We start from the raw sequence: 24,600 nt of genomic DNA, 5'->3' as shown, positions 1-24,600 counted from the left end.
CGGACTCTGCCGCAGACCCCGGGCTGTGCCGCACGCCTCAGACCATCACGCTTCAGACCATGCCGCGAACGTCCCAGACCCAGACGCCGTCGACGTACTGTCCGGAGAATCCGAGTAGCTGGTTGAGCGTCGAGCGGATGGCGCCGCCGTTCCGAGTGGGCGGCAGCACGACCACGTCGGCCTTCCAGTAGTTCAGGTCGGCCAGGGCGTGATCGCGGGCGGCGGCGTCGATGACCGGCACCCGGTCGGACTGCTGAACCTGCGCCAGCAGCAGGCCGGTGGGCCGGTCGACGGCGCCGTACATGCCCTTGTTGTCCGCGGTCGGGCCGACGAAATAGCCGCCGGCGAGCGGGAATTCGAAGTCCGAGTCGATCTGCCAGCGCAGCGGGTAGGCGTTCTCGCGAGTGGGTGGCGGCGCGATGACGACCGACCCGTTCTCGACGTAGCTGCGGAGCGTCCCGTCGGTGAAGGCCGACGGGGTCGTGGGGCGGTGCGTCGTCGGCAGGATCGTCGGCACCAGCGGCGTCAGCGCCAGCACCAGCGCGGCGAACCAGGCCAGCGGCCGCAGATCGCCCAGCGACTCCTTCGCGTAGGAGACCGCGCGCTCGGTGCCGAGCGCCAGCACGATCGCGATCGCCGGAATGGCGGCCATCGAGAACCGGGTCTCCAGCACCGTATTCAGCAGCGGCACATGCTCGACCCACTTCCACGGCAGGCTGACGCCGGTGATCCGCTGGCCGAACGTCGCCGTCGGGCCGAGCGACAGCACGATGAACACCGCGATCACGGCCGCGGCCGCCCGCAGCACGCGGCGATGGTCGCGCATCCGCCACAGCGCGATCACCGTGATCGCGACCAGCAACAGCAGCGGCCAGCCGAAGTAGGAGTTGTCCTCGGTCGGGTTGATGCCCACGTTCTGCCCCGGCGCGTACACCCCGCCCAGGGATTCCGGCGGGAACTGCACCAGCGCCTTGAGGTCGTTGCCGGTCGGGCCGTGGTCGATGGATCGGTAGCTCTGCGGCCCGAAGAACTGCCACCACAGCGGAACCGCGGTGAGCGCCAGCGTGATCAGCGCCGCGAGGCCGACCGTCGGTGCGAGGCGGCGCAGCACGCGCAGCCCGCCGCGCGGGTCGTGCAGGTAGTAGACGGCCGCGAACAGCCCGAGGCCCAGCGCGAAGATCAGCAGCGGCTCCTCGCCGAGCGCGATCTGCAACGCCACCAGCAGACCCAGCACGACGGCCTCCCGCACGCGCCGGGCGCGAGTGGGCGCCGGATCGTGCGCGGCGCGGCGCGCCATCCGGATCAGCAGCAGCGCGATCACCGGCAGCAGGGCCAGCATGACGAAGTTCGGGTGCGCGTTCGCATGCGAGATCATCGCCGGCGCGAAGCCGCAGAACACGCCGCCGACGACGGCCGCGAACCGGGACCGCACCAGTTCCCGGGACAGCAGCCAGTACCAGGCGAAGGCGGTCGCCGCCAGCCCGCACGTGAGCACCAGGACGTAGGTGACGGTGGGGCCGAACAGCAGGGTGACCGGTGTCAGCGGCACCCCGACGCCGAACATGGCCGTGTTGGCCATCATGTTCACGCCGTCGGGATAGTTCTGCAGCGTGGTGCCGAGCGGGCTCTCCAGATGGGTGACCGAGTGGGCGGTCACGGCGAAGAACCACTCCCACATGTTCTGGTCCTGGCCGCTCTTGAGCAGGTAGCCGTTGTCGGTGTCGCGCCACTGCCCCGACAGCACCGTGACGGCGAGTGCCAGGTAGGCGGCGGCGACCAGCAGGTCGGCGCGGGCCGACCAGAGCCGTTCGGGAACCACGGCACGCAGGGAGAACTGGCTGGATCCGGCGGTCGGTGCCCCACCGGCGTGCTCCGGTGGGTCCAGGACGACTGTCGCGGTTCCCCCCGATCGCGTCTCATCTCGCGTCTCATCGATGCGATCCGGCTCCCCGACGGATACCACAGGTAGAACTCCCTCGCGCTGGACAAACTCAGCGGCCCAGGCTACCGCCGGACCCTGAGAGGATGCGCGCCGACCCGGGAGTTATCCACAGAAAATGCGGAATTCCACAGTTTTATCCACAGTTTGGGCTCGCTGTCCACAGTTCAGCGCCGGACGATCAGCGTGAACGGACCGATCTGAGTGGTCCGGAAATGTGGGTCCTCGAACAGCGACTTCGGGAACGACACCGAGTACCGGCGGACGTTCGGATCGTTCGGATAGGCGTCCGCGGCCAGCCGCAGCGTGTAGTTCTCGCCGGTGCTGCGGAACAGGAAGGCGTCCGGTGCCCGCCAGGGGCTGTGCGCGAGCGCGTCGAGCAGCTCGGCCGGGGACTCCAGGCCGCTCCAGCGCTCGATCTCGGCGGAGCGACCGGCGAAGTCGGCCAGCGGGTTGGCGTAGTGCGAGGTGAGTCCCTGGAAGCCGTAGTACGGGTAGTAGGCCAGGAAGCTGGTGTCGGCGGTGAGCAGCACCGACTCGTCGCGGGGCCGCCCGGTCTGCGCGGTGAGGGCCGCATCGACCTCCCGGTAGTACGAGACCGCCGACGGACTGCGCTCGTCGGCGCGGTGACCGTCGCCGTCGGTATCGGTGTAGGCGGTGGTGATCTCGGTGTTCAGGATGCTCGGGATGCTCTGTCCGAAGGCCAGCGCGCCGATCACCGCGATCGCCGCGGCCACCGCCCGGAACCGCGGCGGCTCGTTGATCGCCTGGTAGATCGCGCGCGCGCCCTCCACGAACCCGAACGTCCCGGCGGCGGCCAGCAGCACCTGCAGGATCGGGTCGAGCCGGAACGACAGCCCGGTCGTGCCGATCGCGGTGGCCGCCATCGAGGCCAGCGACCACAGATAGATGGCCACCACGGCGATCGCCAGCGCCTGCGCCCGCCGCGAGCTCCCCGCCCGCAGCACCAGCCACACGGTGCCGATCAGGCACAGTACGCCGAGCAGCGGCTGATCGAAGTCGAACATCGGGAACGACAGCCGCGCCCCCGCCTCGGGCAGGTAGTGCAGCGCCGTGCCCGACTCCGACCGCGCTCCGGTCAGCGCCCGCACCAGCCACGGCCCCCAGGTGATCAGCGCCAGGACGGCGGTGATCACGCCCATGACGATCAGCCGGATCAGAATCGGCCACAGCAGCCGCAGCGCGCCGGGGCCGGCCGCCGCGCCGCGGGGCCGATGCACGGCGTCGGCCCGGCGCTGCCACAGCGCGGCCACCCAGGCCACGATCGCCATCAGCACCACCGTGAATATCGCCGCGGCCGCGAACAATTGATAGAACATGACCGAGACGCCGAGGAACAGCCCGGCGCCCAGCACCGCGCCCCAACCGCCCGCGGTCGGCGCCGCGGTGTCGTCGGCGGGCGGTTCCGCCGGTCGATACAGCGCCCCCCAGGCCAGCAGCATCGCCGGCGCGAACAGCACCACCAGCACGGCGCTGTAGGGCTCCGGCGCCGCGTAGGCCACCGCCACGGCCGTGGTCGCCGCCGCCACCGCGACGGCCCAGTCGGCGCGAATCAGTTTGGACCACAGCACGAGCGCCACCGTCGCCGCCACCGCCAGCCCGGCGATCGCATACGGCTTGAAGGTCTCCCAGCCGGACATGCCGAGCAGGTTCGCCACCCGGCCGCCGACCCAGAACCACCCGGCCGGGTAGTACGGCGGCAGGTCGATGTAGGTCATATCGTGCAGGGCCGCGCTGTCGGTCAGCCGCGTCAGGTATTCGGTCCGGAACTCCTGATCGACCGAGATGCCGAGCAGATACAGCTTGGTGGCCGCCAGCGGCATGCCGAGCGTGACCGTCACGAAGCCCGAAATCCCGGCCCAGGACAGCACTTTCGCCAGCCACGGCCAGCGGCGCACCCGGATCAGCAGCACCGCGGCGACCAGCACGGCCACCGCGGCGACCTGACCGACCGTGGTCAGCGCCCGGGTCACGTGGGAGGAGTTGAACGCCGGCCACTGCACGGTCGCGAACGCGACCAGCCCGACGGCGGCCACCGCCGCCGCGACCGCCGCCGCGAGCACCGCCTCACCTAGACCGCCGCCGACCCGCCGGACAAGTACTCGCACGCTGCCTCCGGAATCCTTTGTCGCCTGCACTGGACCGCGTCGTTCGCACGGGACCAACAGCCGTGCGACAGCCTAGTCAGTAGGGGCGGCCCGGCCGCATCGTGACGGGTGGTGGTGCCGGACGGCCGATGAGGCTGGACGGCCGATGGTGCCGGACGGCGGACGTGCTGGATGGCGGACGGTGCTGGATGGCCGGTGGTGCCGGACGGGGACGGGCAGTGGTATCGGACGGGCAGTGGTGCCGGACGGGCAGTGGCGCCGGACGGTCGACGGTGCCGCGGGCCCCGTGAACGACGAACGGCCGGTAGCGATCAACGAGGATCGCTACCGGCCGTCGGTGCCGGATGCCTGAACGGAGGCGCCGGATGCTCGGGCGAGCGTGCCGGATGCCTCGATCAGCGAGGCAGTCGATCAGAGGGGCAGCAGGCGGAAGATCGGGCGCGGAATGTGGCGCAGGATCATCATGACCCAGCGGAAGGTGCCGGGCGCCCAGACGATCTCCTTACCCTTCTGCGAGGCCGAGACCGCCAGGGCGGCAACGTCTTCCTTGTTCACCGTCAGCGGGGCCTCGTCCACGTGCGCGGAGAACCGGGTGCGCACCTGGCCGGGCCGGATCACCGTCACGCGCGGCCCGTACGGGCGCAGCGCCTCGCCGAGGCCCAGATAGAAGCCGTCCAGGCCGGCCTTGGTGGAGCCGTAGACGAAGTTGCTGCGGCGCACCCGCTCCCCGGCCACCGAGGACATCACGAGCACCCGCCCGTAGCCCTGCGCCTTCATCTTCTCGCCGACCAGGACGCCGACCGATACCGACGCGGTGTAGTTGACCTCGGCCACCCGGACGGCCTTCTGCTGGTTCTGCCACAGCTCCTCGGCGTCGTCGTCGAGCGCGAAAGCGACGATCGCGACGTCGATGTCACCGTCGGCCCACGCCTGCTCGACGACCTTCGGGTGGCTTCCGGTGTCCAGCGCGTCGAAGTCGACGACCTCCACCTTCGATGCACCGGCGGCCTCCATCTGGGCCACCGCGTCCTCGCGCAGCGGGTCGTTCGGGAGCGCCGCGAGGACGACCCGGGCCGGGCCCTTCTTCAGGTACTCCGCGCAGATCGTCAGGCCGATCTCGGAGGTGCCGCCCAGCAGCAGGATGTTCTGCGGGTTACCTACAGCGTTGATCATTTCTCGTAACCGCCGCTCGTCTTGTGGTGCTCGCCGCTCACTGCAGCTCCAGCCTCCTCGCCATATCGGACATGAAAACGCCTGTGGGATCGACGTTTCGGCGGACCTTGATCCAGTCGTCGATCCGGGGGTACATCTTGTGGAAGGCCTCCGCCGTCGTGCGGGAGTCCTTCGCGGTATACAGCCGGCCACCGAATTCCAGGACCCGCCGGTCCAGTTCGCTGACAAGATCGTTGAGGCCCGGCCGGATCGGGAAGTCCACGCAGATGTTCCAGCCCGGCATCGGGAAGCTCAACGGGGCCTGATTACCCGGGCCGAACAGTTTGAACACATTCAGCGCCGAGTAGTGCCCGGACGCCTGGATGTCGCGGATGATGTTCTTGAATTCCTCCACGGCCTCCGGCGGCACCACGAACTGATACTGCAGGAACCCGGCCGATCCGTACCCGCGATTCCACTCCGCGATCATGTCCAGCGGGTGATAGAACTGCGTCAGGTTCTGGACCTTGCCGGTGTAGTTGCCGCCCATCGTGTAGTAGGCCTCGCCGATGGCCTGCAGGGTCAGCTTGTTCATCGTCCAGCTCGGGAAGATGTCGGGCACCGTCATCAGTTGCGGCGCATCGAAATTCAGCGGCTTGCGCCGCAGCCGCTTCGGCAGCTCGTCCACGGTGGCCAGCCGTCCCCGGGTGATGGTGGCGCGGCCGAGCTTGGGCGGCGGGTTGATCACGTCGAACCACGCGCTGGAATAGACGTAGTTCTCCTCGCTGCCGTCGCTGTGCGCGGCAATCGTCTCCTCCAGGGTGGCCGTCTTGACCCCGTCGTTGATGAAGTACGCGGTCTCGGTCGGCGTCATCTCGATCTGCGCGCGCAGGATGATGCCCGTGAGCCCGTTACCGCCGACGGTCGCCCAGAACAGCTTGGCGTTGCGCTTCGGCGTGATGTGCTGCACCTGGCCGTCGGCGGTGAGCAGCTCGATCGAGCGCACGTGGTTGCCGAAGCTGCCTTCGCTGTGGTGGTTCTTGCCGTGAATATCGGAGGCGATGGCACCACCGATCGTCACCTGGCGGGTGCCGGGCAGCACGGGGACCCACAGCCCGAACGGCAACGCCGCCTTCATCAACTGGTCGAGGCTGACGCCGCCGTCGACATCGACCATCCGGGTGTCGCGGTCGATGCGGTGGATCCTGTTCATCGGCGTCATGTCGATGACCAAGCCGCCCGCGTTCTGCGAGTGGTCGCCGTACGAGCGGCCCAGCCCGCGCGCGATCACTCCACGCCGTAGGTGCGCCGGCTTGGACTCGTTGTCCTCGGCGACCATGGCGACGGCCCGCGCGATCAGTTCCGGATCGCCGGTCGAGAGCACCTCGGCCGTGGTGGGCGCGGTGCGGCCCCAACCGGTCAGCCGACGGGGGTACGTCGGCAGGTCGTAGCGGTCCGTCGACTCTGTGCTGTCATTCGACCCTGTGCTGTCATTCTGCGACGCAGCGCCGTTGCCTGCGGTTTTCGCGGGAGCCCCGGCGGTGGAGGTCTGAGCTTTCGTGGACATCGGCATAGAGGCTACAGGTATGGAGGGACATCGGTCCTGGTGTCGAGGCGGTCGTGCGCCCCCGCCGCGCCCACCCGCTACGCTCGTGCCGTGTCCGCGGAACCCCCTCTTCCCCTGCCACCCGAGCTGCCCCTGGTCGACGAGCCCGGCGGCACGGAGGTCGATCTGAAGACGCAGATCGTCCGCTTCGCGCTGTCCGGCGGTTTCTCGGCGATCATCGACTTCGGCCTGTATACGCTGCTGCTGCAGGTTGTCGGGCTGCCGGTGGCGGTGGCGAAGTCGATCGGCTTCATCGCGGGCACCACGACGGCATACCTGATCAACCGGCGTTGGACGTTCCAGGCGCCGCCCAGCCGCATTCGCTTCCTGGCGGTGGTGGCGCTGTACGGGATCACCTTCGCCGTGCAGGTCGGCATCAATCAGATCCTCTATCACGTGCTGCCGGGTGAATGGTGGCGGATGCCGCTGGCCTTCGTCATCGCGCAGGGCACGGCAACGGTGATCAACTTCGTGGTGCAGCGGGCCGTGATCTTCAAACTCTCGTGAGGGTGCGCGGTCCGGCGCGAGGGTGAACCCGCCGATCCCGGTCCGCGCCGTTGCGGTCGGAATCGGCGGGTTCGGTATTCGGCGACCAGTGCTGGGGATTTCGCCTTCGCGCCGAAGTCGTAGCCGCCGTGGGTGATCGGGTTGTCGGTGCCCCACCTTCGGGCGGCCGGGGGCGGTGATTCGGCGCGTGGGTACTCCAGCGGGTTGCCGACGCTCGTCGGGCGCGGATCCTGCACTCCCGGGTATGCAAGAGTGCGTCGATACCTGACGTGCGGAACGTCGAATTCGCCGGTGCGGGAGCCGGCGTCGCCCTCACCGGACACCAGCGCCGTCGCGCCGGGTACCGGTATGTCGGCCTCCTCGGGTTGCTGGCATCCCGCATCTGGAAGGCTCGACGTTGAACCTCGATTGTCGTCGAACCGGGTAGCGCTCAACGATATTCGGTTCGGCTGGGCGAGATCCGGCCGGTGCCGGATTCGTCGTTCCGGTCCGACGATCCCCCAACTGCCGACCCGCCGCAAGGCCCCGGACCGGCGGCGGTCCGGACGGCATTGATCTTCGTCGGCGGCCGGTCGGACCGGATTCGGCTGGCACCCGGTTCAATTCGCAATAGTGCGTTAGCTATCTTGCTCGGTTGCCCGATCTTTGTCGCGCCGATCGATCCGTTATCCCCCTTGCACAAGCCGACCGGTCCTCAGGCGGGGGTCAGGGTGACCGGCACCCCGTTGAAGACCGCATTGCCCGACGGGGCGTCGACCAGCGAATCATCGGTCAGCGCATTGGCATTCACGCCGGCGTGTGCGCGGGCCACCGACTGGGTGCTGCCGGTATGGCCCCAGCCGTGCGGCAGGCTCACGACGCCCGGCATGATCTCCTCGGTCGGCTCCACGGATACCGTCAGGGCGCCCGCCGCGGACTTCACCACGGCCTCGGCGCCCAGCCCCAGCCGGGCGGCATCCTGGGGATGGATGTGCAGGGTGCAGGTGTTGGACCCGCCGACCAGCGTCGGCACGTTGTGCATCCAGCTGTTGTTGGAGCGCAGCTGGCGCCGGCCGATCAGCACCATGTCCGGCGCCGGGTCGTCGAGCCGGGCACGCAACCGGGTGACGTCGTCGAGCAGCGGTCGCGGCGCCAGCTCGACCCGCTTCGACTCGGTGCGCAGCACGCCGGGCAGGCGGGGCCGCAGCGGACCGAGGTCGATACCGTGCGGATTGTCCAGCAGCACCCGCAGATTCAGCGCCCCGGCCGCCTCGGCGCTCTCGATTTCGGCATCACCGATTTCGGCACCGTCGATCGGCAAGGCCTGCGGATTCCACTCCCCATACGGGCCGAGCCGCAGCATCATGTCGATCCGCTGCTCGGTGCTGTTCTCGCCGAGCAGTGCGGCCCGGCGATCCGAGAGGCCCGCCTTCTCCAGGGTGCCGGCGATGATCAGCTCGTCGACCGTCTCGACCGGATCGCGGCCGGGTCCGGGCTGCTGTCCGGAGATCGCGAGGGCCAGGCGAGCCAGGATCTCCGATTCCGACGGCCGGTCGCCCAGCGGCACCAGCGGCCGCGAGTAGCGCGCGTAGTTGCGGACCGCGAAGTTGAGCAGCGCGAAATCGTAATGCGGCGATTGCACGGTGCGCGGGGGCGGCAGGATGACGTCGGCGTGCCGCGTGGTCTCGTTCAGGTAGCGGTCGACACTCACCATGAATTCCAGCCGGGGCAGCGCCTCGGCGAGCCGGGTGCCGCTGGGCGCCGACAGCGCCGGATTGCCCGCGACCGTCACCAGGGCACGGACCTGCCCCTCGCCCGGCGTGCGGATCTCGTCGGCGAGTGTGGCGATCGGGAACTCGCCCATCGCCTCGGGCAGGCCGCGCACCCGGCTGGTCCAGCGGCCGAGCCGGAACGGGCGGCTGCGGACGAGGCCGAGCGCGGCGGCGGTGGCGAACATGGCCCCGCCGGGACGATCCAGGTTGCCGGTCAGCACGTTCAGCACGTCCACCAGCCACTGCGTCAGCGTGCCGAATTCGGCCGTGCAGGTGCCGATGCGGGCGTAGACCGCGGCCGTCGGCGCCGCGGCCAGCTCGCGGGCCAGCCGCACGACGGTGCCGGCCGGAACGCCGGTGCGCTCGGCGACCCGCTCCGGCGGGAAGGCCGCCGCGGCCGCGCGGACCTCGTCGAGCCCGGCCGCCTCGACGCGGACCTCGGTGAGATTCTCGGCGAACAGCGTGTGCACGATCCCGAACAGCAGATACGCATCGCTGCCGGGGCGGATGAACAGGTGTTCACCGGCCTGCCTCGCGGTGCGGGTGCGGCGCGGGTCCACCACCACCAGCCGGCCGCCGCGCTTGCGCAGCGCCTTCAGCCGGCCGGGGAAATCCGGTGCCGTGCACAGCGATCCGTTCGATTCGAGCGGATTGGCGCCGAGCATGAGCAGGTAGTCGGTGCGGTCCAGATCCGGCACGGGGACGGTGAGCGGATCGCCGAACATCAGCCCGCTGGCCACCTGCTTGGGCATCTGGTCGGCGGTGCTGGCGGAATAGATGTTGCGGGTGCTCAGCGCCCGGATCAGCGCCGGCAGATACAGCCCGCCGGCGACGGTGTGCGCGTTGGGATTGCCCAGATACAGCGCCGCCGACGGCCGGCCGTGCGCGGATATCAGCTCCGGCAGGCGGTCGGCGATCAGGTCGAACGCCTCCTGCCAGGTGGCGGTGTGCCAGGTGTCGGTGGCCCGGTCGCGAACCATCGGCTCGGTCAGCCGGTCGGGGTCGTCGTCGAGCTGCCCGAGGCCGGCGCCCTTCGGGCAGAGGAATCCGCGGCTGAACGGATCCTCCCGGTCGCCGCGGACGCCCACGATCCGGTCGGCCGTGTCGATCGTCAGTTCGAGCCCGCATACCGCCTCGCACAGCGGGCAGGTGCGGTGCATGGTGCGGGTGTTGCCGGTGACGTGCGTCATACCACCATCATCACCCCGGGCACCGACACGTGCGCCGTACACGCGAAAACCGCGGGAACCGTTCGGTTCCCGCGGTCTCCGGTTCCTTCGTTCCGGCGGTGCCCCCGCTCGGACGACTCTCGTTCAGCTGGCCAAACGGGCGATCCCCGACCTGCGCCGCCGCGACCGCGCCGCGCGCACGGCGGCGGCGATCGCGACCACCGGCGGCACCCAGCGGGCCTCGCCCGGCGCGACACCCCAGCACGCCGATCCGGCCGACAGCTGCGTGGGCGGCAGCGGAATGCCGGCCCCGTCGGTGTAGACGGTGACACCGGACGCGCGCAGCGCCTCGAGTGCCCGCTCCGCCTTGCGGACGCCGGTGACCAGGTGGATCTCGCGGCGCTCGGCGCCCGGGATCTCGATCACCGGACCGGACAGGTTGTTCGCCCGCAGGAATCGGCGCACAGTCGCCGCGAGCTCACCGGTCACCTCGATGCCGGATACGTTCTCGTCGGTGATCAGGCAGATGCCGTTGGCCGTTTCAGCGACCGTCCAACCGCGCCGGATGTAGTCCTGCGCGCTGGCGGCCACGTCGGCCGCCGAGACGGAAGTCGGAAACGTCGTACGCACTGTCTTCTCCATTCCCCGGGTAGATCTGGGTCCTGCTTCGGTGTTCATGGGACGTATCGGGCCTCGTGGGACGAGGTGTTACACGTTCGCGAAACTTTCTTGCCCTCCGTCGAATTCATCACAAGATCACCTTTTGATTACGTCCGGCTATTGTCTGTGGTCCTCGGTTCCGTTGCCGGCCCGGGCCCCACGATCGGATTCGCACTCGTCCATCGAAGATGTTGCGGCTGAAAGTTTCCCAAGAAAACCCTTGGGATTCGCCGTTGCCGGTGGGCCGCGGGCGGGAGAGGATCGGCGTATGACCGACGAGCCTGCCGGGCGCGGGCCGAATGATATCGGGGCCGCGCCCCACCCGATCACCTGGGACGATTCCGCTCGGGGGCTGCCGCGCTCGCTCGGCGAGCACCGTGCGGACGCCGAGCCCGCCGAGCCGTTCGGTAGTCCGGGCGCATTCGGTGCGTGGGCCGTCGCGGCCCTGCGGGCCCTGCTGGACGTGCGGTTCCGCCGCCGGTCGACGCGCACCCTGCTCCCGCTGGCGTACATTCTCGGCCTGGCGTTCGCCTGTGGCGTGCCGACGGCGCTGACCGTGCTGCTCTGGCACGTCTCGATGCCGCTGGGGCTGGTGTTCGCGGTGCTGGTGGCGGTGCCGCTGGGTCTGACCATCGCGGCCTCGGTGCGGCTGGCGCTGGAGTTCCTGGTGAACGCCTCGCGGCTGGCCGATCGGGTCGAGCACATCAACGATCTGGCCGACGACCTGTTCCAGGCGCTGTCGGATGTGGCCGAGCCGGTCAATCAACTCTCCGAAGACGTTCGCGCCGTGCAGTTCTGGCGGTTCCGGCGACGGCCGGCGCGGAAATGAGCCGAGGGGTTGCCCGGGTGGCGGCTCAACCGTACCCGTCGGTAATACGTTGGCGGAACCCGCTTCCCGGGGTGGTTCGGTTGTGCAACAATCCGATCGCGTGTCCAGTTTCGATCCGGGCGTGCGTGAGTCGTGCCGCTCGGCGGGCTGTGGTGAGCGAATACGATCGGCGCACGGGACGGGAGGGGGAAAATGTCTCTACCGCACGGGATCACCGGCTCGACCATGCCCCGTCGGCAGCTCGGGCGGCGGCTTCGTGAGCTGCGCAATCGCGCCCGCATGACGACGCGCGTGGCGGCGCAGCGGCTGGAGTGGTCGGAGGCCAAGATCTGGCGGATCGAGACCGGGCAGACCTCGCTGCGTGGCCTGGACGTCGAGGCCATGTGCAAGATCTACGGCGCGCCGCAGGAGCTCGTCGAACCGCTCACCGCGCTGGCCCGGGAAACCAAGGCGCGCGGCTGGTGGACCGAGTACAACGACGTGATCGGCGAGGGCTTCGAGGTCTACATCGGCCTGGAGGAGGCGGCCGAGCGGCTGTCGACCTTCGAGAACGAGCTGGTTCCCGGCCTGCTGCAGACCGAGGAGTACACCCGGGCGGTGCTGGCCGGGGCGCGGCCGGAGATGTCGCCGCGGGAGCTGGATCGCCGGGTGGCGTTCCGGGCGGCCCGGCAGGCCGTGCTCACCCGCGCGCAGGCGCCGCCCCGGCTGCTGGCGGTGCTCGGCGAGGCGCTGCTGCGGCATCGGATCGGCGGTGCCGAGGTGCACGCCGCCCAGCTCGATCACCTGCGCCGCATGGGCGAGCTGCCGAACGTCGACCTCCGGGTGGTGCCCGCCGACTGCGCCTATCACGACGGGATGGAGTCCGGCCGGTTCGTTCTGCTCGAATTCCCCGATGCCGCAAGCGATCTGCGGGAGCCGCCGGTGGTGTACGTCGAAACCTTCACCGGCTCCACATTTTTCGACAAGGACCACGAGATCGACCGGTACCGTACGGCTTTCGCCAACATCACGGCGGCGTCGTCGGATGCGCGGGCGGCGATCGACGACGCACTGGCCGCGCTCTGAGCCCGTTGCCGCGCTGTGAGTCGTTGCCGCGCCTGCGGGCGCTGTGAGTCGCTGCCCCGGATCAGCCGTGCAGGTCGCGCAGGGTGGGCGCCGCGGCATCCTTCGCCGAGCGGGCGAACGTCAACGGCCGGCCGTCGCGCCCCACCGTCGGCCAGTCGATGCTCAGCTCGGGGTCGAAAGCGTCCAGGTCCCGGTCGAATTCGGGCGCGTATTCCAGCGAGCACAGGTACATGGCGGTGGATTCGTCCGCCAGCGACAGCAGCGCGTGCCCCAGCCCCTCGGAGACGAATACCGAGCGCCGGTGCACATCGTCGATGAGCACGGTGTCCCAGGCGCCGAAGGTCGGCGAACCGGGGCGCAGATCCACCACGACATCGAGGAATGCGCCGCGCGCGCAGGTCACGTACTTGGCCTGGCCGGGCGGGTCCTCGGTGTAGTGGATCCCGCGCAGCACGCCGGCGGCGGACGTGGAGGTGTTCACCTGCAACAGGTCGAACGGGCGGCCGACCGCCTTCTCGAACTCCGAGGCCTTGAACGATTCGGCGAACACCCCGCGCTCGTCGCCGCGCAGCGTGGGCGTGAACTCCCATGCGCCGGGGACGGACAACTCCCGGATCCGCATGCTCATCGGTGGTCGGTCCCGCCCCGCTCGGCCCCGTCGTAGTCGAGCCCGTGCTCGAGCAGCCCGAGCAGGTATCTCCCGTAACCGGACCGGACGAGCGGCTCGGCCAGCCGGCACAGCTGCTCGTCATCGATGAAGCCCATGCGCCAGGCCACCTCCTCCGGCGCGCCGATCTTCAGGCCCTGCCGCTCCTCGACCGTGCGCACGTAGTTGGCGGCGTCCAGCAGCGAGTCGAAGGTGCCGGTGTCCAGCCACGCGGTGCCGCGGGCCAGCACCTCCACCGACAGCCGGCCCTGCTCCAGGTAGGTCCGGTTGATATCGGTGATCTCGTATTCGCCGCGCGCCGACGGCCGCAGGTCGCGGGCGATCTCGACGACGTCGTTGTCGTAGAAGTACAGGCCCGGGATGGCGTAGTTGGACCGCGGCAGCTTCGGCTTCTCCTCGATGGAGATCGCCCTGCCGTCGGCGAATTCGATGACGCCGTAGGCGCTCGGGTCGGAGACTCGGTAGGCGAACACCGCGCCGCCGCGCACACCGTCGAAGCGGCGCAGCCGGGTGCCCAGGCCGGGACCGTGAAAGATGTTGTCGCCCAGCACCAGTGCCGCCGTATCGGTGCCGATGTGGCCGGCCCCGAGCACGAAGGCGCGCGCCAGCCCGTCCGGTTCGGGTTGCACCACGTAGTCGATCGACAGCCCGAACTGCGAGCCGTCGCCCAGCAGCCGCCCGAACGCGCCGGCGTCCTCGGGCGTGGTGATGACGAGGACGTCCCGGATGCCGGCCAGCATGAGCGTCGACAGCGGGTAGTACACCATCGGCTTGTCGTACACCGGAACCAGCTGTTTGCTCACCCCGCGCGTGATCGGATGCAGCCGTGACCCGGTGCCGCCGGCCAGGATGATTCCGCGCATGGCAGGCAGTCTGCCATCCGTGCGCCGCCCGGGCGCGGCGAGGTTCCGGGCCCGGCCGGGGAAACGATCACGAGCGTGCACCCGATATTCGACCGAGCGACAAATAGTTGCGCAGGTGAGGTTCACGTGGTGTTCTGAAATGACACCGTGTGGGATGTCAGCGCCGACAGCTCGCCGCCGGATCTCGGCTGTCAGCACGGCGCGCCCGGAGTGAGGTAGGTGCGCGATGGTGGCGATCCGAGTCGGCGAACCCGCGAGCGGGCCGGGCGTTGTCGTGAATCCCGGCGGCGGCAGCCTGCCGTCCCGGGCGCTGTGGCTGGCGTGCCGCGGTGTGGTCCGGCCGGTCGTCCGGCACTATCCGATCACCCCGCTGACCATGCCGGTCGCGAGCACCGTCGTCGACGGTCTGGCGCGGTTGCGCCCGGGCCCGTCCGGTGTGGAGCGGGAGCAGGTGCGGCTCAGCGGATTTCGCATGGAGATCATCCGCCCGGCCGGCGCCCGGCGGGCGTTGCGCGACGGTGTCGTCATGTACATGCACGGCGGCGCCTTCTTCCTGTGCGGCCTGGACTCGCACCGCCCCGTCGCCGCCGCCCTGGCCCGCCGCACCGGCCTGCCGGTGCTGAACGTGGACTACCGGCAACTGCCGGACACCCCGATAGACGGCTCGATCGACGACTGCCTGACCGCCTACCGGTGGCTGCTGGGCCACGGCGTCGATCCGTCCCGGATCGTCTTCGGCGGCGATTCCGCCGGCGGCTTCCTCACCTTCGCGACCGCGCTGCGGGCGGTCGAGGCCGGACTGCGCGCGCCCGCCGGCCTGGTCGGGCTGTCCGCGGCGCTGGACCTCGACCGCGCGGCCAAGCTGGACTACATGAACGTCGATCGCGACGCCTACATCGGGCTGGCGGCGCTGGGCCGGATGGCCCGGTACGGCGCCGCCGACCGCGCCGACGAACTCTCCCCGGTCAACGGCGCGCTGGCCGGTCTGCCGCCGGCCCTGCTGGTCGTCGGCGAGGACGAGGTGCTGCGCTACGACAGCGAACTCATGGCACGCCGGCTGACCGCGGCCGGGGTGCCGAACACCCTGGAGCTGTGGCGCGGCCAGGTGCACGCGTTCACGAGCATCCTGCCGAACCTGCCGGAGAGCCGCGCGGCGCTCGGCCGGGTGGCCCGCTTCGTGCGGTCCCGCATCGCGGCCGAGCCGGTGGCGCGCTCGGCCTGACCGGCCGGCCCGGGGTGAGCTGTCGAGGCGGGTGCCGACTGCCCCGGGTGGCTTGTGCCCGAACACGACTGGCGGCCAAGGGGTCGAACACGACCGGCGTGAAGACCCAATGCCGTGAGGACCCGGATACGACGACACCCCCGTCCAGTGCCGGCTGGACGAGGGTGTCCGGCGAGAACCGCGCGGTGCCTACCGGTTTACTTGGCCGGCGGGTTGAACGGCTGGTTGATGGTCGTGAAGTACTGGGCCGCGGCCGCGATCGCGACGGGCGCGGTGATCAGCAACTGACCGGCCAGGGTGCCGAGCGCACCGATGGCGATGATGCCGCCGAGGCAGCCGATCGCGGCGGCCGGGATGAAGGCGCCGAACAGGCCGATGATGGCCGCCGAGGCGACCGTCGCGCCCGCGATACCGCCGAGGACGCAGCCGATCGCGCCGCCGCCGAGGCCGCCGACCAGGGTGCCGATGGAGGCGCCGGTGGAGATGGTGTCCTTCAGACGGTTGAAGGCGGCCTGCTCACGGTCGTACGGGGTCTTCCAGGGGGCCTGGTCCTCGAACGGCAGCGCGACCGGGCTGTAGGTCGCGTGGGCCAGATCGAACTGCGGGGTCAGGGTGGCGGTGCGGCCGTTGATGTCGGCGGCGATCGGGAACACGTAGTCGTCGACGCGGAAGTTCAGTTCCTGTCCGGCCAGGGTGGTTCCGTTGGCAGCCTTGATCTTGAAGACGCCATTCTCCACGTCCATCGAACCGGCATCGGTGGAGATGATGGTCGCGTCCTGGGTGGGGGTGGCCTGGTAGTTGACGACGCCCTCGTCGGCGGCCGGGGCGGCATTGACCGCACCGGCGGTGATGCCGAGCGCGGCGATCAACAGAGCCGACGTCGCGGCGAATTTCCTCATCAGCATTTTTACTGGAACCTCGGTAGAGAGAAGTGATTCGGTGGGGACAAGAGGTATAGAAATGGAGCGCAGCTAACGAGCGGTGAACCTGCTGTGACCGTTCGTTCAAATTCTGTTCACCACCGTGGCCTTGTGATTGGTAGTGTTTCGGAAACATCCAGTCCGGATGTGGTTTTCGCAGGTGAGACGGGTTGTAGGAATTCGGCCGAAACCGACGTCATGTGATGAACATCACACCAATAGGGAGCCCCTGGTAATAAAGTATTTATTTGCGTTCAGGAGTAATTCCCGCCCATACGGAAATGTTCGACCGGCCGGTCGGTGGAGGCGTGGGTAATTCTGTCCGGAGGACCCTGCGCGGCGTCCCGGGGCGAGCCGTTGCCGGCGTCCGGGACGCGGCCGATAGTGTTGACCATCGTGCGATTGCTCGTAACCGGTGGCGCCGGATTCATCGGCGCCAACTTCGTCCACCAGACCCTCGCCGAGCGGCCCGGCACCCACGTGGTGGTGCTGGACAAGCTCACCTACGCCGGCAACCGGACCTCGCTGGAACCGGTCGCCGACCGCATCGACTTCGTGCACGGCGACGTGGCCGACGCCGACCTGGTGGACCGGCTGGTCGGCGGGGTGGACGCGGTCGTGCACTTCGCCGCCGAATCGCACAACGACAACTCGCTGACGCAGCCCTGGCCGTTCCTGCAGACCAATATCATCGGCACGTATGCGCTGCTGCAGGCGGCGCGGCGGCACGACGTCCGCTACCACCACATCTCGACCGACGAGGTCTACGGCGACCTCGACGCCGCCGCGCCGGCGTTCAGCGAGGACGCGCCGTACCAGCCGTCGAGCCCGTACTCGGCCACCAAGGCCGCCAGCGACATGCTGGTGCGGGCCTGGGTGCGTTCGTTCGGGGTGCGCGCGACGCTGTCCAACTGCAGCAACAACTACGGCCCGTATCAGCACGTGGAAAAGTTCATTCCGCGTCAGATCACCAATCTGATCGATGGCGTGCGGCCGCGGTTGTACGGCGCGGGGCATCAGGTGCGCGACTGGATCCACGTCGAGGACCACAATCGTGCCGTGTGGTCGGTCCTCGAGCACGGCCGGATCGGGCAGACCTATCTGATCGGTGCGAACGGCGAGCTGGACAACAAGGCCGTGGTGCGGCTGATCCTCGCCGAATTCGGCCGGGACCCCGACGATTTCGACCATGTCACCGACCGGCCGGGCCACGATCAGCGCTACGCCATCGACGCCACCCTGCTGCGCACCGAACTCGGCTGGGAGCCACGGTATTCGGATTTCCGCACCGGGCTGGCGGACACCATTCGCTGGTACCGCGAGCACGAGAACTGGTGGCGCCCACAGAAGGAGATCACCGAGCGCGCCTACGTGGCGGCCGGGGAACAGGTGCTCTGACCGTCAGCCCCAGACCGCGAAGTCGTACTTGGCGACCGCGGCGGCCAGCGCGACGGTCGTCGCCACCACGATCACGATCGCCGGGCCGCGCGACGGTGTCGTCCCGCGACTGTTGGTCAGCCGCAACGGCATCCACCGCAGCAGCACCGCGAACGCGGCGATCGCCAGCGGTACGAAATAGCGGCCCTGCACGCCGTCGATGAAGTAGTAGCCGACCGGCGTGAACGACATGTACAGCGTCACATAGATCATCGCCACGCTCGCCAGCACGGTGAGCGCGACGACCCAGGTGCGCAGCCGATCCGCGCTCATCCGCTCGGCGATTCCCAGGCCCACCGTGAAGGCCAGCAGGCAGGCCAGCACCGAGACCGCCGGCACGTCGATGTAGGCGAAACCGAGTTCACCGAAGAACTGCGTGAACCAGCGCTGATCCCGGAACCAGATGCTCTCGACGAAGATGTTCAGGAAATCGGGGGGGTGGCTCAGGATTTGTTCCAGCTGATCGCCGGGGCGCACCGCATGCCACTGCTCGGGCGGGCGCATCAGGCCCATGCCCTCGCCGGTCGGTGCTGCGGTCTTCATCCAGGCCGCGAACAGGCCGGCGCCGAGTGCCGCGAAACACCACGGAATCCAGCGCAGCCGGTTCGAGAAGCCGTACTGCCGGGCCGGGATCAGCACCGTCAGCATGGCCAGCAGCACGTAGGTCGGCTTGCACAGCGGGAGCAGGATGGTCGCGGCGAGGGTCACCGCGACCTCCACGCGCGACAGCTTGGCGCCCAGGAACAATCCCTTCACCAGCAGGCAGGACACCAGTACGGCCAGCGCGTTGGTCAGGGTGTCCGCGGTAACCGTGCCGGCCTGGAACAGCCCGATCGGCAGCAGCGCCACCGCGAATGCCAGCCATTGCACCCGGTAGCCGCGCAGCGACCACAGCGCGAATCCGACGACGGCCAGATAGCCGGCCAGCCCCGCCAGCCGGGTGAGCAGCACCATGCCGCCCACGTCGAGGTCGAACACCTCGGCCAGCCGGATGCCCGCGGCCGCGGGCAGATACGGGATCGGTGAGTAGGCGGCGGTGTTGGTGAACCACATCTTCTTGGTGGCGTCGGTGGTCACCGGCGCCGACTCGAGCAGCTCGTAGGAGATGCGGTCGGCGGCCATGGGTTCCGGCTCGGCGGGCCGGCGGTTGTAGTCGTAGAACGCATAGCCCATCAGCCCGTCGACGCTCAGCGGTATATCGCCGCCGTAGGCGACGCCGCGATCGTCGGGGATCTGTTCGGGCAGAAAGCCGCCGTGCGCGACCTGGTAGGACCGGCCGAACTGGGTGATCTCGTCGTGACCCCAGAACGGCGGTGTCACCGTCGCCCACGCGACGCCGAAAATACCGGCGAGAACGAGGAATACGGTCGTGGCCGCGCCGATTCGGCGCCCTGTCCAGTGCTCCACTCGGCGCAGCCGGCTCGGTCTCGGGGTCGGCTCCGGCGCGTCGGCGGCCGGCTCGTGCCCGTTACCGGAGTGCCGCTCGGCAGCGGTCTCCGGCCGGGCCTCGGTTGTCATCGAGTGGCCTCGTCGGGCTCCGTGCCCACCGCCGAGTACCGCAGGTACATCAGGCGCGCGGCCTCGTGCCGGGAGCGGCGGATGCCGTCCAGGATCAGCCCCGCGGTCCAGGCCAGGCTGCCCAGCATCAGCAGGGTGAAGCCGAGGAACAGCGTCGGGAAGCGCGGCACCTGGTGGATCTCGTAGAACTCGATCACGATCGGGGTGATCAGGACGATCGACAGCACCCAGGCCAGCGCGCCGAACAGGCCGTAGAACGCGACCGGCCGCTCGTGCCGGGCCAGCCCGATGATCAGCGCCAGGATTTTGAAGCCGTCGTGATAGGTGCGCAACTTGCTCTCGCTGCCGGCCGGGCGATCGCGGAAGCCGACCGGTACCTGCGTCTGCGGTACCCGCAGGTGCAGCGAGTGCACGGTCAGCTCGGTCTCGATCTCGAACTCGCGCGAGACGGCCGGGAAGCTCTTGACGAACCGGCGCGAGAAGACCCGGTAGCCCGACAGCATGTCCTCGACGTTCTCGCCGAACACCTTGCCGACGACGCCGTTCAGGATGCGGTTGCCGGATTCGTGCCCGGTCCGGTAGGCCGATTCCGCGCGGACACCGGCGCCCTCCTCCACCTTCCGCACGCCCAGGACGTGGTCGTAGGGGCCGTCGAGCAGGGTCTTGATCAGCAGCGGGGCGGCGAAGGCGTCGTAGGTGTCGTCGCCGTCGATCATCACGTAGATATCGGCGTCGATATCGGCGAAGGCCCGCCGCACCACATTGCCCTTGCCCTTGGTGTGCTCGGTGCGCACGATCGCCCCGGCCTGGCGGGCGCGATCGGCGGTGGCGTCGGTGCTCAGGTTGTCGTAGACGTAGACGACGATGCCCGGCACGGCGGTCCTGAGGTCGGTCACGACCTTGGCGACCGCGGCCTCCTCGTTGTGGCAGGGCACTACTGCCGCGATGCGAAGCTCGGTGGGGTCCACCCCGTCAATTCCTCGTGTGATCGGACGGCGAAATACGGAACACCGGGAGGGTACAGGGGAGTCGGCCCAACTCGCCCGGTAACCCTCACTGTGTCACATACCCCGTCGGGGGTTCCCGCCGCTCCGCTCGGACGGCGGTGTCGCCGGGTCCCCGGAGGGGAGTGCCGCCGGTCCCCGGAGGGATGTCGCCCCGGACCCGGACCGTCGCGGATGCGGTACCGTACGCCTCGTGCCCACCAGCGAAACCGTGCCGGAGCAGGCGGATCGAATCGGTGCGCCACTGCTCGCGAAGGTGGTGACCGCGCTCCGGCAGGGCGGCGCGTTCCTCGCCGTCGGCGCGATCGGCTTCCTCGTCGATGCCGGCACCTACAACCTGCTGGTGTTCTGGGGTGGCGAAGGCCCGCTGTACCACGCGCCGCTGTCGGCGAAGATCATCGCGATCGTGGTGGCGTCGGTGGTCACCTATTTCGGCAACAAGTGGTGGACGTTCGCGCACAAGAAGGGCGGCAGCCCGGCCCGCGAGTATCTGCTGTACGCGCTGTTCAACGTGGTCGCCATCGGGCTGCAACTGGGCTGTCTCGGCTTCTCCCGGTACGTGCTGGACCTGTCGTCGCCGCTGGCCGACAACATCTCCGGCACCCTGATCGGCCAGATCGTGGCGGTGGCCTTCCGGTACTGGGCCTACGACAAGTTCGTGTTCACCGGCGAGAAGGTGGCCCGATCCGCCGCCGACGGGTGAGATGGAGATAATGGGTGCTGCTCGCACCGAGCGCGCGCACGGCCGTGCACACGCCGGTGACCTGAACAGCTCGCGCCATCAACGGCTCGTGCACCCGCGACACCGCGGGCCACGGCCGCATCGAGAACGACCACAAGCACACAAAGGGACTGTGATATGGACCAGTCGGCTGGGCAGGCCGTGACGGACACCGAGAACGACCGGCTTCTCGCCGACTCCGCGGCCGCCGCGATGCGGATCGATCACCGGGCTCCGGAGCGGCTCGTGCTGCAACGGGGTGTGTTCGTGGGGCCCGCGCCCAAGATCAGTGCCGAGATGTATTCGGTGAGCAAGGGCAAGGTGTCGCGGGAGCGGAGGGCGCTACGCCTGGAGAAGGGCGCGACCGCGCACACCAACACCTACTTCGGCCGGTTCGCCGCCAGCTATTGGCAGCGCTGGACCACGGTGACCGAGGTCGAGGTCGGCATGACGCTGACCGTCGGCGAGCGCGCGCGGGTGCGGCTGGCCGCCTCCGACATCGCCGGGCACCGCCGCATCATCGACACCGCCGACGTGCGCGCCGACGCCCGCTCGAACGGCCGGGGTCCGGAGCAGGCGGGCGGCGCGGAGCACCGCGTGGTGTTGCGGGCGCCGCTGGACCAGTACATCGACGGCGGCGCGCTGTGGCTCGAATTCGACGCTGTCGGAGGCGAACTCACCGTCGCCGAGCTGGAGTGGTCCGCGGTGGCGCCGGAGCGCATCCGGCCCGTGGCCATCGCGATCTGCACGTTCAACCGCGCCGAGGACTGCGCGCAGACCGTGGCGGCGCTGGCCTCGGATCAGACCGTGCTGTCGGCCATCAATGCGGTATACGTGGTGGATCAGGGCACCGATCTGGTCGAGGACCGTCCGCTGTACCAGCAGACCAAGCCGAAGTTCGGCGATAAGCTGCGCTACCTGCGCCAGCCGAATCTCGGTGGTGCGGGCGGATTCACGCGCGGGCTGTACGAGGTGTCGGCGGCCGGCAGCTTCGAGGGTTCGGAGCACGCCGACGTCATCCTGATGGACGACGACATCCTCTGCGAGCCGGAAACGGTGTTGCGGCTCAACGCCTTCGCGAACCTGACGACCGAGCCGACGCTGGTGGGCGCGCAGATGCTGTTCCTGCTCAACCCCGACTACCTCAACGTCGGCGCCGAGGAGACGGATCTGCCGAAGCTGCGGCACGGCCAGAAGGTGCCGAAGGCGTTGCGCAACACCAGCATGCTCAAGCGCAACCAGGAGCGGCGGGTGGACGCCGGGTACAACGCCTGGTGGACCTGTCTCATACCGGCCGAGGTGGTGGCCACCATCGGGCTGCCGATCCCGATCTTCTTCCAGTGGGACGACGTCGAATACGGCCTGCGCGCCCGCGAGCACGGGTTCGTCACCGTGACGCTGCCGAATGCGGCGGTGTGGCACGCCGACTTCTACTGGAAGGACTTCGACGACTGGGCGCGCTACTTCTCCTCGCGCAACTCGCTCATCGTCTCCTCCCTGCACGCCGACCTGGATCCGAAGCTGGTCACCCGCAGGCTGTTCCGGGAGATCTCCGAGTATCTGGTCGGCATGCAGTACGGGCTGGCGCACACCACGCTGCAGGGCATCGAGGATTTCCTGCGCGGGCCGCGGTTCCTGCAGGACGGTGGTCAGGCCGCCCTCACCACCGCGCGCAAGAGCCGCGGGGAGTACTCGGAGACGATCAAGCATCCCGCCGCCACCGCGCCGATCCGCAATGCCGACATCCAGGTGCGGCGCGCCGGCGGTGAGCCGAGCCGTCCGGTGCTGGTGCTGATCAAGCGGGCCATCCAGCAGTGGACCGGTCGCACCGAACCCGGGCTGAAGGCCGTCACCCGCGAGGACGCGCACTGGTGGCACATCGCGCTGTTCGAGCACGTGATGGTGACCGACGCCTCCCAGTCGGGGGTGCGAATCCGCAAGCGGGACAAGGCGAAGGCCCGTGCCCTGCTGCTGCGGACCTTCCGCGTCCTGCGCCGCCTGCGCCGCGACCTGCCGACGGTGTCCCGGCAGTACCGCGACGCCGTGCCCGAACTCACCAGCCGGGAGAACTGGGAACGCCTCTACGGCATCTGAATTCGCCCGGGGTACGTCGATCTCCGAGCGAGGCACCACGGCCACGTCGAGGATTGAGCCGGTGTCGTGTTTCGGGGTGGCGCTTCTGTCTGTCCGATATAACTCGCTGCCTGTCCGATAGCCCGGCATCCCAGCGCGGCGATTGCCGACAGCGGACGTACTTGGGCCGCCCGGCCCCGATCGATGGTCTATCGATCACCCGATCGGGGGCGGCGATGTCCGGTGGCGACTCGGCTCAGAGGAACAGGTCGGTGGTCAGCGGTTCGTCGCCCGGGACCACGCGGTACTTGTCCAGATCGGTGATGCCGTGTGCCGCAAGGACTTCGTCGTCGAGGAAGAAGTTGCCGGTGGTGTCCTTCGCGGGTGAGGTGAGCACCAGGTAGGCGGCATCGGCGTAGATGTCGGGGGTGCGGGAGGTGCGGACCCTCTCCTCGCCGCCGAGCAGGTTGCGCACCGCCGCCGTGCCGATGGTGGTGCGCGGCCACAGCGAGTTGACGCCGATGCCGTCGGCACGCAGTTCCTCGGCCAAACCCAGTGTGGTGAGCGACATTCCGTACTTGGCGATGGTGTAGCCCAGCGAGGAACCGGCCCACTTCGGATCCAGGTTCAACGGCGGTGACAGCGTCAGGATGTGCGGATCGCGCCCGGCCCGCGCGGATTCCCGCAGCGCCGGAATGCTCAGCTTGGACAGCAGGAAACTGCCGCGGCAGTTGATGTCCTGCATCAGGTCGTACTTCTTCATCGGTAACTGCTCGGTGGTCGACAGGTCGATCGCCGAGGCGTTGTTGACCACGATGTCGATGCCGCCGAACCGCTCGACGGTCTGCTGGACGGCCCGGGCGACCGCCTCGTCGTCGCGGATGTCACCGACGAACTTCAGCACCGCGCCGCCGGCCTGCTCGAGTTCGGCGCCGGCGGTGTGGATGGTGCCGGGCAGCTTCGGGTGCGGCTGATCGGTCTTCGCGATCAGGGTGATGTTCGCCCCGTCGGCCGCCGCCCGCTTGGCGATCTCCAGCCCGATGCCGCGGCTGCCGCCGGACATGATCACGGTCCGGCCCGCCAGCGGCTTGCCTGCTTGCGTCATTCGCCTGCTCCAATCTGTCGCGCCCCCGATTCGAGGATCCCCTAGATGATCTCTGCCGAACGACGGCCGGGGGCGGTTCTGCCCGATTTGCACAGTAAAGGAGCGCCCGATTTCTATGCAACCAGTTGCATAGAGAGATAGGCGACAGCGGGCCCCGCCGGACGTCCGGACCGGAGCAGCCCATCGGTGCTCCGGTCCGGATGTGCTCGGCGATGAAGGCTGCGGGTCGATGCCGTCTACCTCGTCGCTCGCCGAGCCGGTGG

Annotated in this window: 19 protein-coding genes; 7 read left to right on the top strand and 12 right to left on the bottom strand. The window is 69.2% G+C overall.

From position 1 onward, the window contains the following. Positions 1-52 precede the first annotated feature (52 nt). The 4 genes from D892_RS0110895 to D892_RS0110875 all read right to left on the bottom strand — a co-directional run bounded on the left by D892_RS0110895 (position 53) and on the right by D892_RS0110875 (position 6,793). Positions 53-1,885, bottom strand: a complete 1,833-nt coding sequence (locus tag D892_RS0110895; RefSeq protein ID WP_369801818.1) for a DUF6541 family protein — start codon at positions 1,883-1,885, stop codon at positions 53-55. 221 nt (positions 1,886-2,106) lie between these two features. After that, positions 2,107-4,068 (bottom strand): galactan 5-O-arabinofuranosyltransferase, encoded by a 1,962-nt coding sequence (locus tag D892_RS0110890; RefSeq protein WP_051499604.1) that lies wholly within the window; start codon positions 4,066-4,068, stop codon positions 2,107-2,109. A 411-nt stretch (positions 4,069-4,479) separates the two neighbouring features. Next, positions 4,480-5,241: a decaprenylphospho-beta-D-erythro-pentofuranosid-2-ulose 2-reductase gene (locus tag D892_RS0110880; RefSeq protein ID WP_024801264.1), complete on the bottom strand. Its 762-nt coding sequence runs from the start codon at positions 5,239-5,241 to the stop codon at positions 4,480-4,482. Between the two features lie 37 nt (positions 5,242-5,278). Then, the gene (locus D892_RS0110875; protein WP_024801263.1) at positions 5,279-6,793 is read right to left on the bottom strand and encodes an FAD-binding oxidoreductase; all 1,515 of its coding nucleotides are present in this window, start codon (positions 6,791-6,793) and stop codon (positions 5,279-5,281) included. An 84-nt stretch (positions 6,794-6,877) separates the two neighbouring features. Here D892_RS0110875 and D892_RS0110870 point away from each other — a divergent pair, with 84 nt between their 5' ends. Then, positions 6,878-7,333 carry a GtrA family protein gene (locus D892_RS0110870; protein ID WP_024801262.1) on the top strand — a complete coding sequence of 152 codons (456 nt, stop codon included), beginning with the start codon at positions 6,878-6,880 and terminating at the stop codon, positions 7,331-7,333. 694 nt (positions 7,334-8,027) lie between these two features. On the opposite strand, the gene D892_RS0110865 is transcribed toward D892_RS0110870, so the two are convergent. Then, positions 8,028-10,274 (bottom strand): molybdopterin oxidoreductase family protein, encoded by a 2,247-nt coding sequence (locus tag D892_RS0110865; protein WP_024801261.1) that lies wholly within the window; start codon positions 10,272-10,274, stop codon positions 8,028-8,030. 123 nt (positions 10,275-10,397) lie between these two features. Then, positions 10,398-10,883, bottom strand: a complete 486-nt coding sequence (locus tag D892_RS0110860) for a hypothetical protein (protein ID WP_036568611.1) — start codon at positions 10,881-10,883, stop codon at positions 10,398-10,400. Between the two features lie 298 nt (positions 10,884-11,181). On the opposite strand from D892_RS0110860, the gene D892_RS0110855 reads away from it, so the two are divergent. After that, positions 11,182-11,742, top strand: a complete 561-nt coding sequence (locus D892_RS0110855) for a DUF4282 domain-containing protein (protein ID WP_024801259.1) — start codon at positions 11,182-11,184, stop codon at positions 11,740-11,742. A gap of 192 nt (positions 11,743-11,934) precedes the next feature. Further along, entirely contained in the window at positions 11,935-12,807 is an 873-nt protein-coding gene (locus tag D892_RS0110850) for a helix-turn-helix transcriptional regulator (RefSeq protein ID WP_024801258.1), read from the top strand. A 61-nt stretch (positions 12,808-12,868) separates the two neighbouring features. Here D892_RS0110850 and D892_RS0110845 read toward each other — a convergent pair whose 3' ends face one another. Both D892_RS0110845 and rfbA read right to left on the bottom strand, forming a co-directional pair. Continuing rightward, a complete protein-coding gene (locus D892_RS0110845; protein ID WP_024801257.1) occupies positions 12,869-13,429 on the bottom strand; it encodes a dTDP-4-dehydrorhamnose 3,5-epimerase family protein in 561 nt (186 codons plus the stop codon). 2 nt (positions 13,430-13,431) lie between these two features. Next, on the bottom strand, positions 13,432-14,337 hold the full coding sequence (rfbA, locus tag D892_RS0110840) for a glucose-1-phosphate thymidylyltransferase RfbA (protein WP_024801256.1): 906 nt from the start codon (positions 14,335-14,337) through the stop codon (positions 13,432-13,434). 226 nt (positions 14,338-14,563) lie between these two features. Here rfbA and D892_RS0110835 point away from each other — a divergent pair, with 226 nt between their 5' ends. Beyond that, positions 14,564-15,559, top strand: coding sequence for an alpha/beta hydrolase (locus D892_RS0110835; RefSeq protein WP_024801255.1), 996 nt, complete (start codon positions 14,564-14,566; stop codon positions 15,557-15,559). 197 nt (positions 15,560-15,756) lie between these two features. On the opposite strand, the gene D892_RS0110830 is transcribed toward D892_RS0110835, so the two are convergent. Next, positions 15,757-16,464, bottom strand: a complete 708-nt coding sequence (locus tag D892_RS0110830; protein WP_024801254.1) for a hypothetical protein — start codon at positions 16,462-16,464, stop codon at positions 15,757-15,759. A 411-nt stretch (positions 16,465-16,875) separates the two neighbouring features. Between D892_RS0110830 and rfbB the strand changes: the two genes are divergently transcribed. Beyond that, complete coding sequence (gene rfbB / locus D892_RS0110825) at positions 16,876-17,877, top strand: dTDP-glucose 4,6-dehydratase (protein ID WP_024801253.1); 1,002 nt, start codon at positions 16,876-16,878, stop codon at positions 17,875-17,877. A 3-nt stretch (positions 17,878-17,880) separates the two neighbouring features. Here the strand turns inward: rfbB and D892_RS0110820 are convergent, their stop codons facing one another. Next, positions 17,881-19,434: a DUF2142 domain-containing protein gene (locus D892_RS0110820; protein WP_024801252.1), complete on the bottom strand. Its 1,554-nt coding sequence runs from the start codon at positions 19,432-19,434 to the stop codon at positions 17,881-17,883. Further along, positions 19,431-20,402: a glycosyltransferase gene (locus tag D892_RS0110815; protein ID WP_024801251.1), complete on the bottom strand. Its 972-nt coding sequence runs from the start codon at positions 20,400-20,402 to the stop codon at positions 19,431-19,433. Before D892_RS0110815 ends, D892_RS0110820 begins: the two co-directional genes overlap by 4 nt. Positions 20,403-20,631: 229 nt before the next feature. On the opposite strand from D892_RS0110815, the gene D892_RS0110810 reads away from it, so the two are divergent. Beyond that, a complete protein-coding gene (locus D892_RS0110810) occupies positions 20,632-21,141 on the top strand; it encodes a GtrA family protein (protein WP_024801250.1) in 510 nt (169 codons plus the stop codon). Between the two features lie 156 nt (positions 21,142-21,297). Further along, a complete protein-coding gene (locus D892_RS0110805; RefSeq protein WP_024801249.1) occupies positions 21,298-23,253 on the top strand; it encodes a glycosyltransferase in 1,956 nt (651 codons plus the stop codon). Positions 23,254-23,488: 235 nt separating this feature from the next. Here D892_RS0110805 and D892_RS0110800 read toward each other — a convergent pair whose 3' ends face one another. Further along, a complete protein-coding gene (locus tag D892_RS0110800; RefSeq protein ID WP_024801248.1) occupies positions 23,489-24,337 on the bottom strand; it encodes an NAD(P)-dependent oxidoreductase in 849 nt (282 codons plus the stop codon). Between the last annotated feature and the right edge of the window lie 263 nt (positions 24,338-24,600).

It is taken from the genome of Nocardia sp. BMG51109 (genome assembly GCF_000526215.1).
Lineage (GTDB): Bacteria > Actinomycetota > Actinomycetes > Mycobacteriales > Mycobacteriaceae > Nocardia.
This window is presented reverse-complemented; position numbering and strand designations above follow the sequence as displayed.

Coding starts and splice junctions, on each gene's coding strand:
- D892_RS0110880 (WP_024801264.1), bottom strand. CDS start 5,241: ATGATCAACGCTGTAGGTAACCCGCAGAACATCCTGCTGCTGGGCGGC.
- D892_RS0110875 (WP_024801263.1), bottom strand. CDS start 6,793: ATGCCGATGTCCACGAAAGCTCAGACCTCCACCGCCGGGGCTCCCGCG.
- D892_RS0110865 (WP_024801261.1), bottom strand. CDS start 10,274: ATGACGCACGTCACCGGCAACACCCGCACCATGCACCGCACCTGCCCG.
- D892_RS0110855 (WP_024801259.1), top strand. CDS start 11,182: ATGACCGACGAGCCTGCCGGGCGCGGGCCGAATGATATCGGGGCCGCG.
- D892_RS0110850 (WP_024801258.1), top strand. CDS start 11,935: ATGTCTCTACCGCACGGGATCACCGGCTCGACCATGCCCCGTCGGCAG.
- D892_RS0110845 (WP_024801257.1), bottom strand. CDS start 13,429: ATGCGGATCCGGGAGTTGTCCGTCCCCGGCGCATGGGAGTTCACGCCC.
- rfbA (WP_024801256.1), bottom strand. CDS start 14,337: ATGCGCGGAATCATCCTGGCCGGCGGCACCGGGTCACGGCTGCATCCG.
- D892_RS0110835 (WP_024801255.1), top strand. CDS start 14,564: ATGGTGGCGATCCGAGTCGGCGAACCCGCGAGCGGGCCGGGCGTTGTC.
- D892_RS0110830 (WP_024801254.1), bottom strand. CDS start 16,464: ATGCTGATGAGGAAATTCGCCGCGACGTCGGCTCTGTTGATCGCCGCG.
- D892_RS0110820 (WP_024801252.1), bottom strand. CDS start 19,434: ATGACAACCGAGGCCCGGCCGGAGACCGCTGCCGAGCGGCACTCCGGT.
- D892_RS0110805 (WP_024801249.1), top strand. CDS start 21,298: ATGGACCAGTCGGCTGGGCAGGCCGTGACGGACACCGAGAACGACCGG.
- D892_RS0110800 (WP_024801248.1), bottom strand. CDS start 24,337: ATGACGCAAGCAGGCAAGCCGCTGGCGGGCCGGACCGTGATCATGTCC.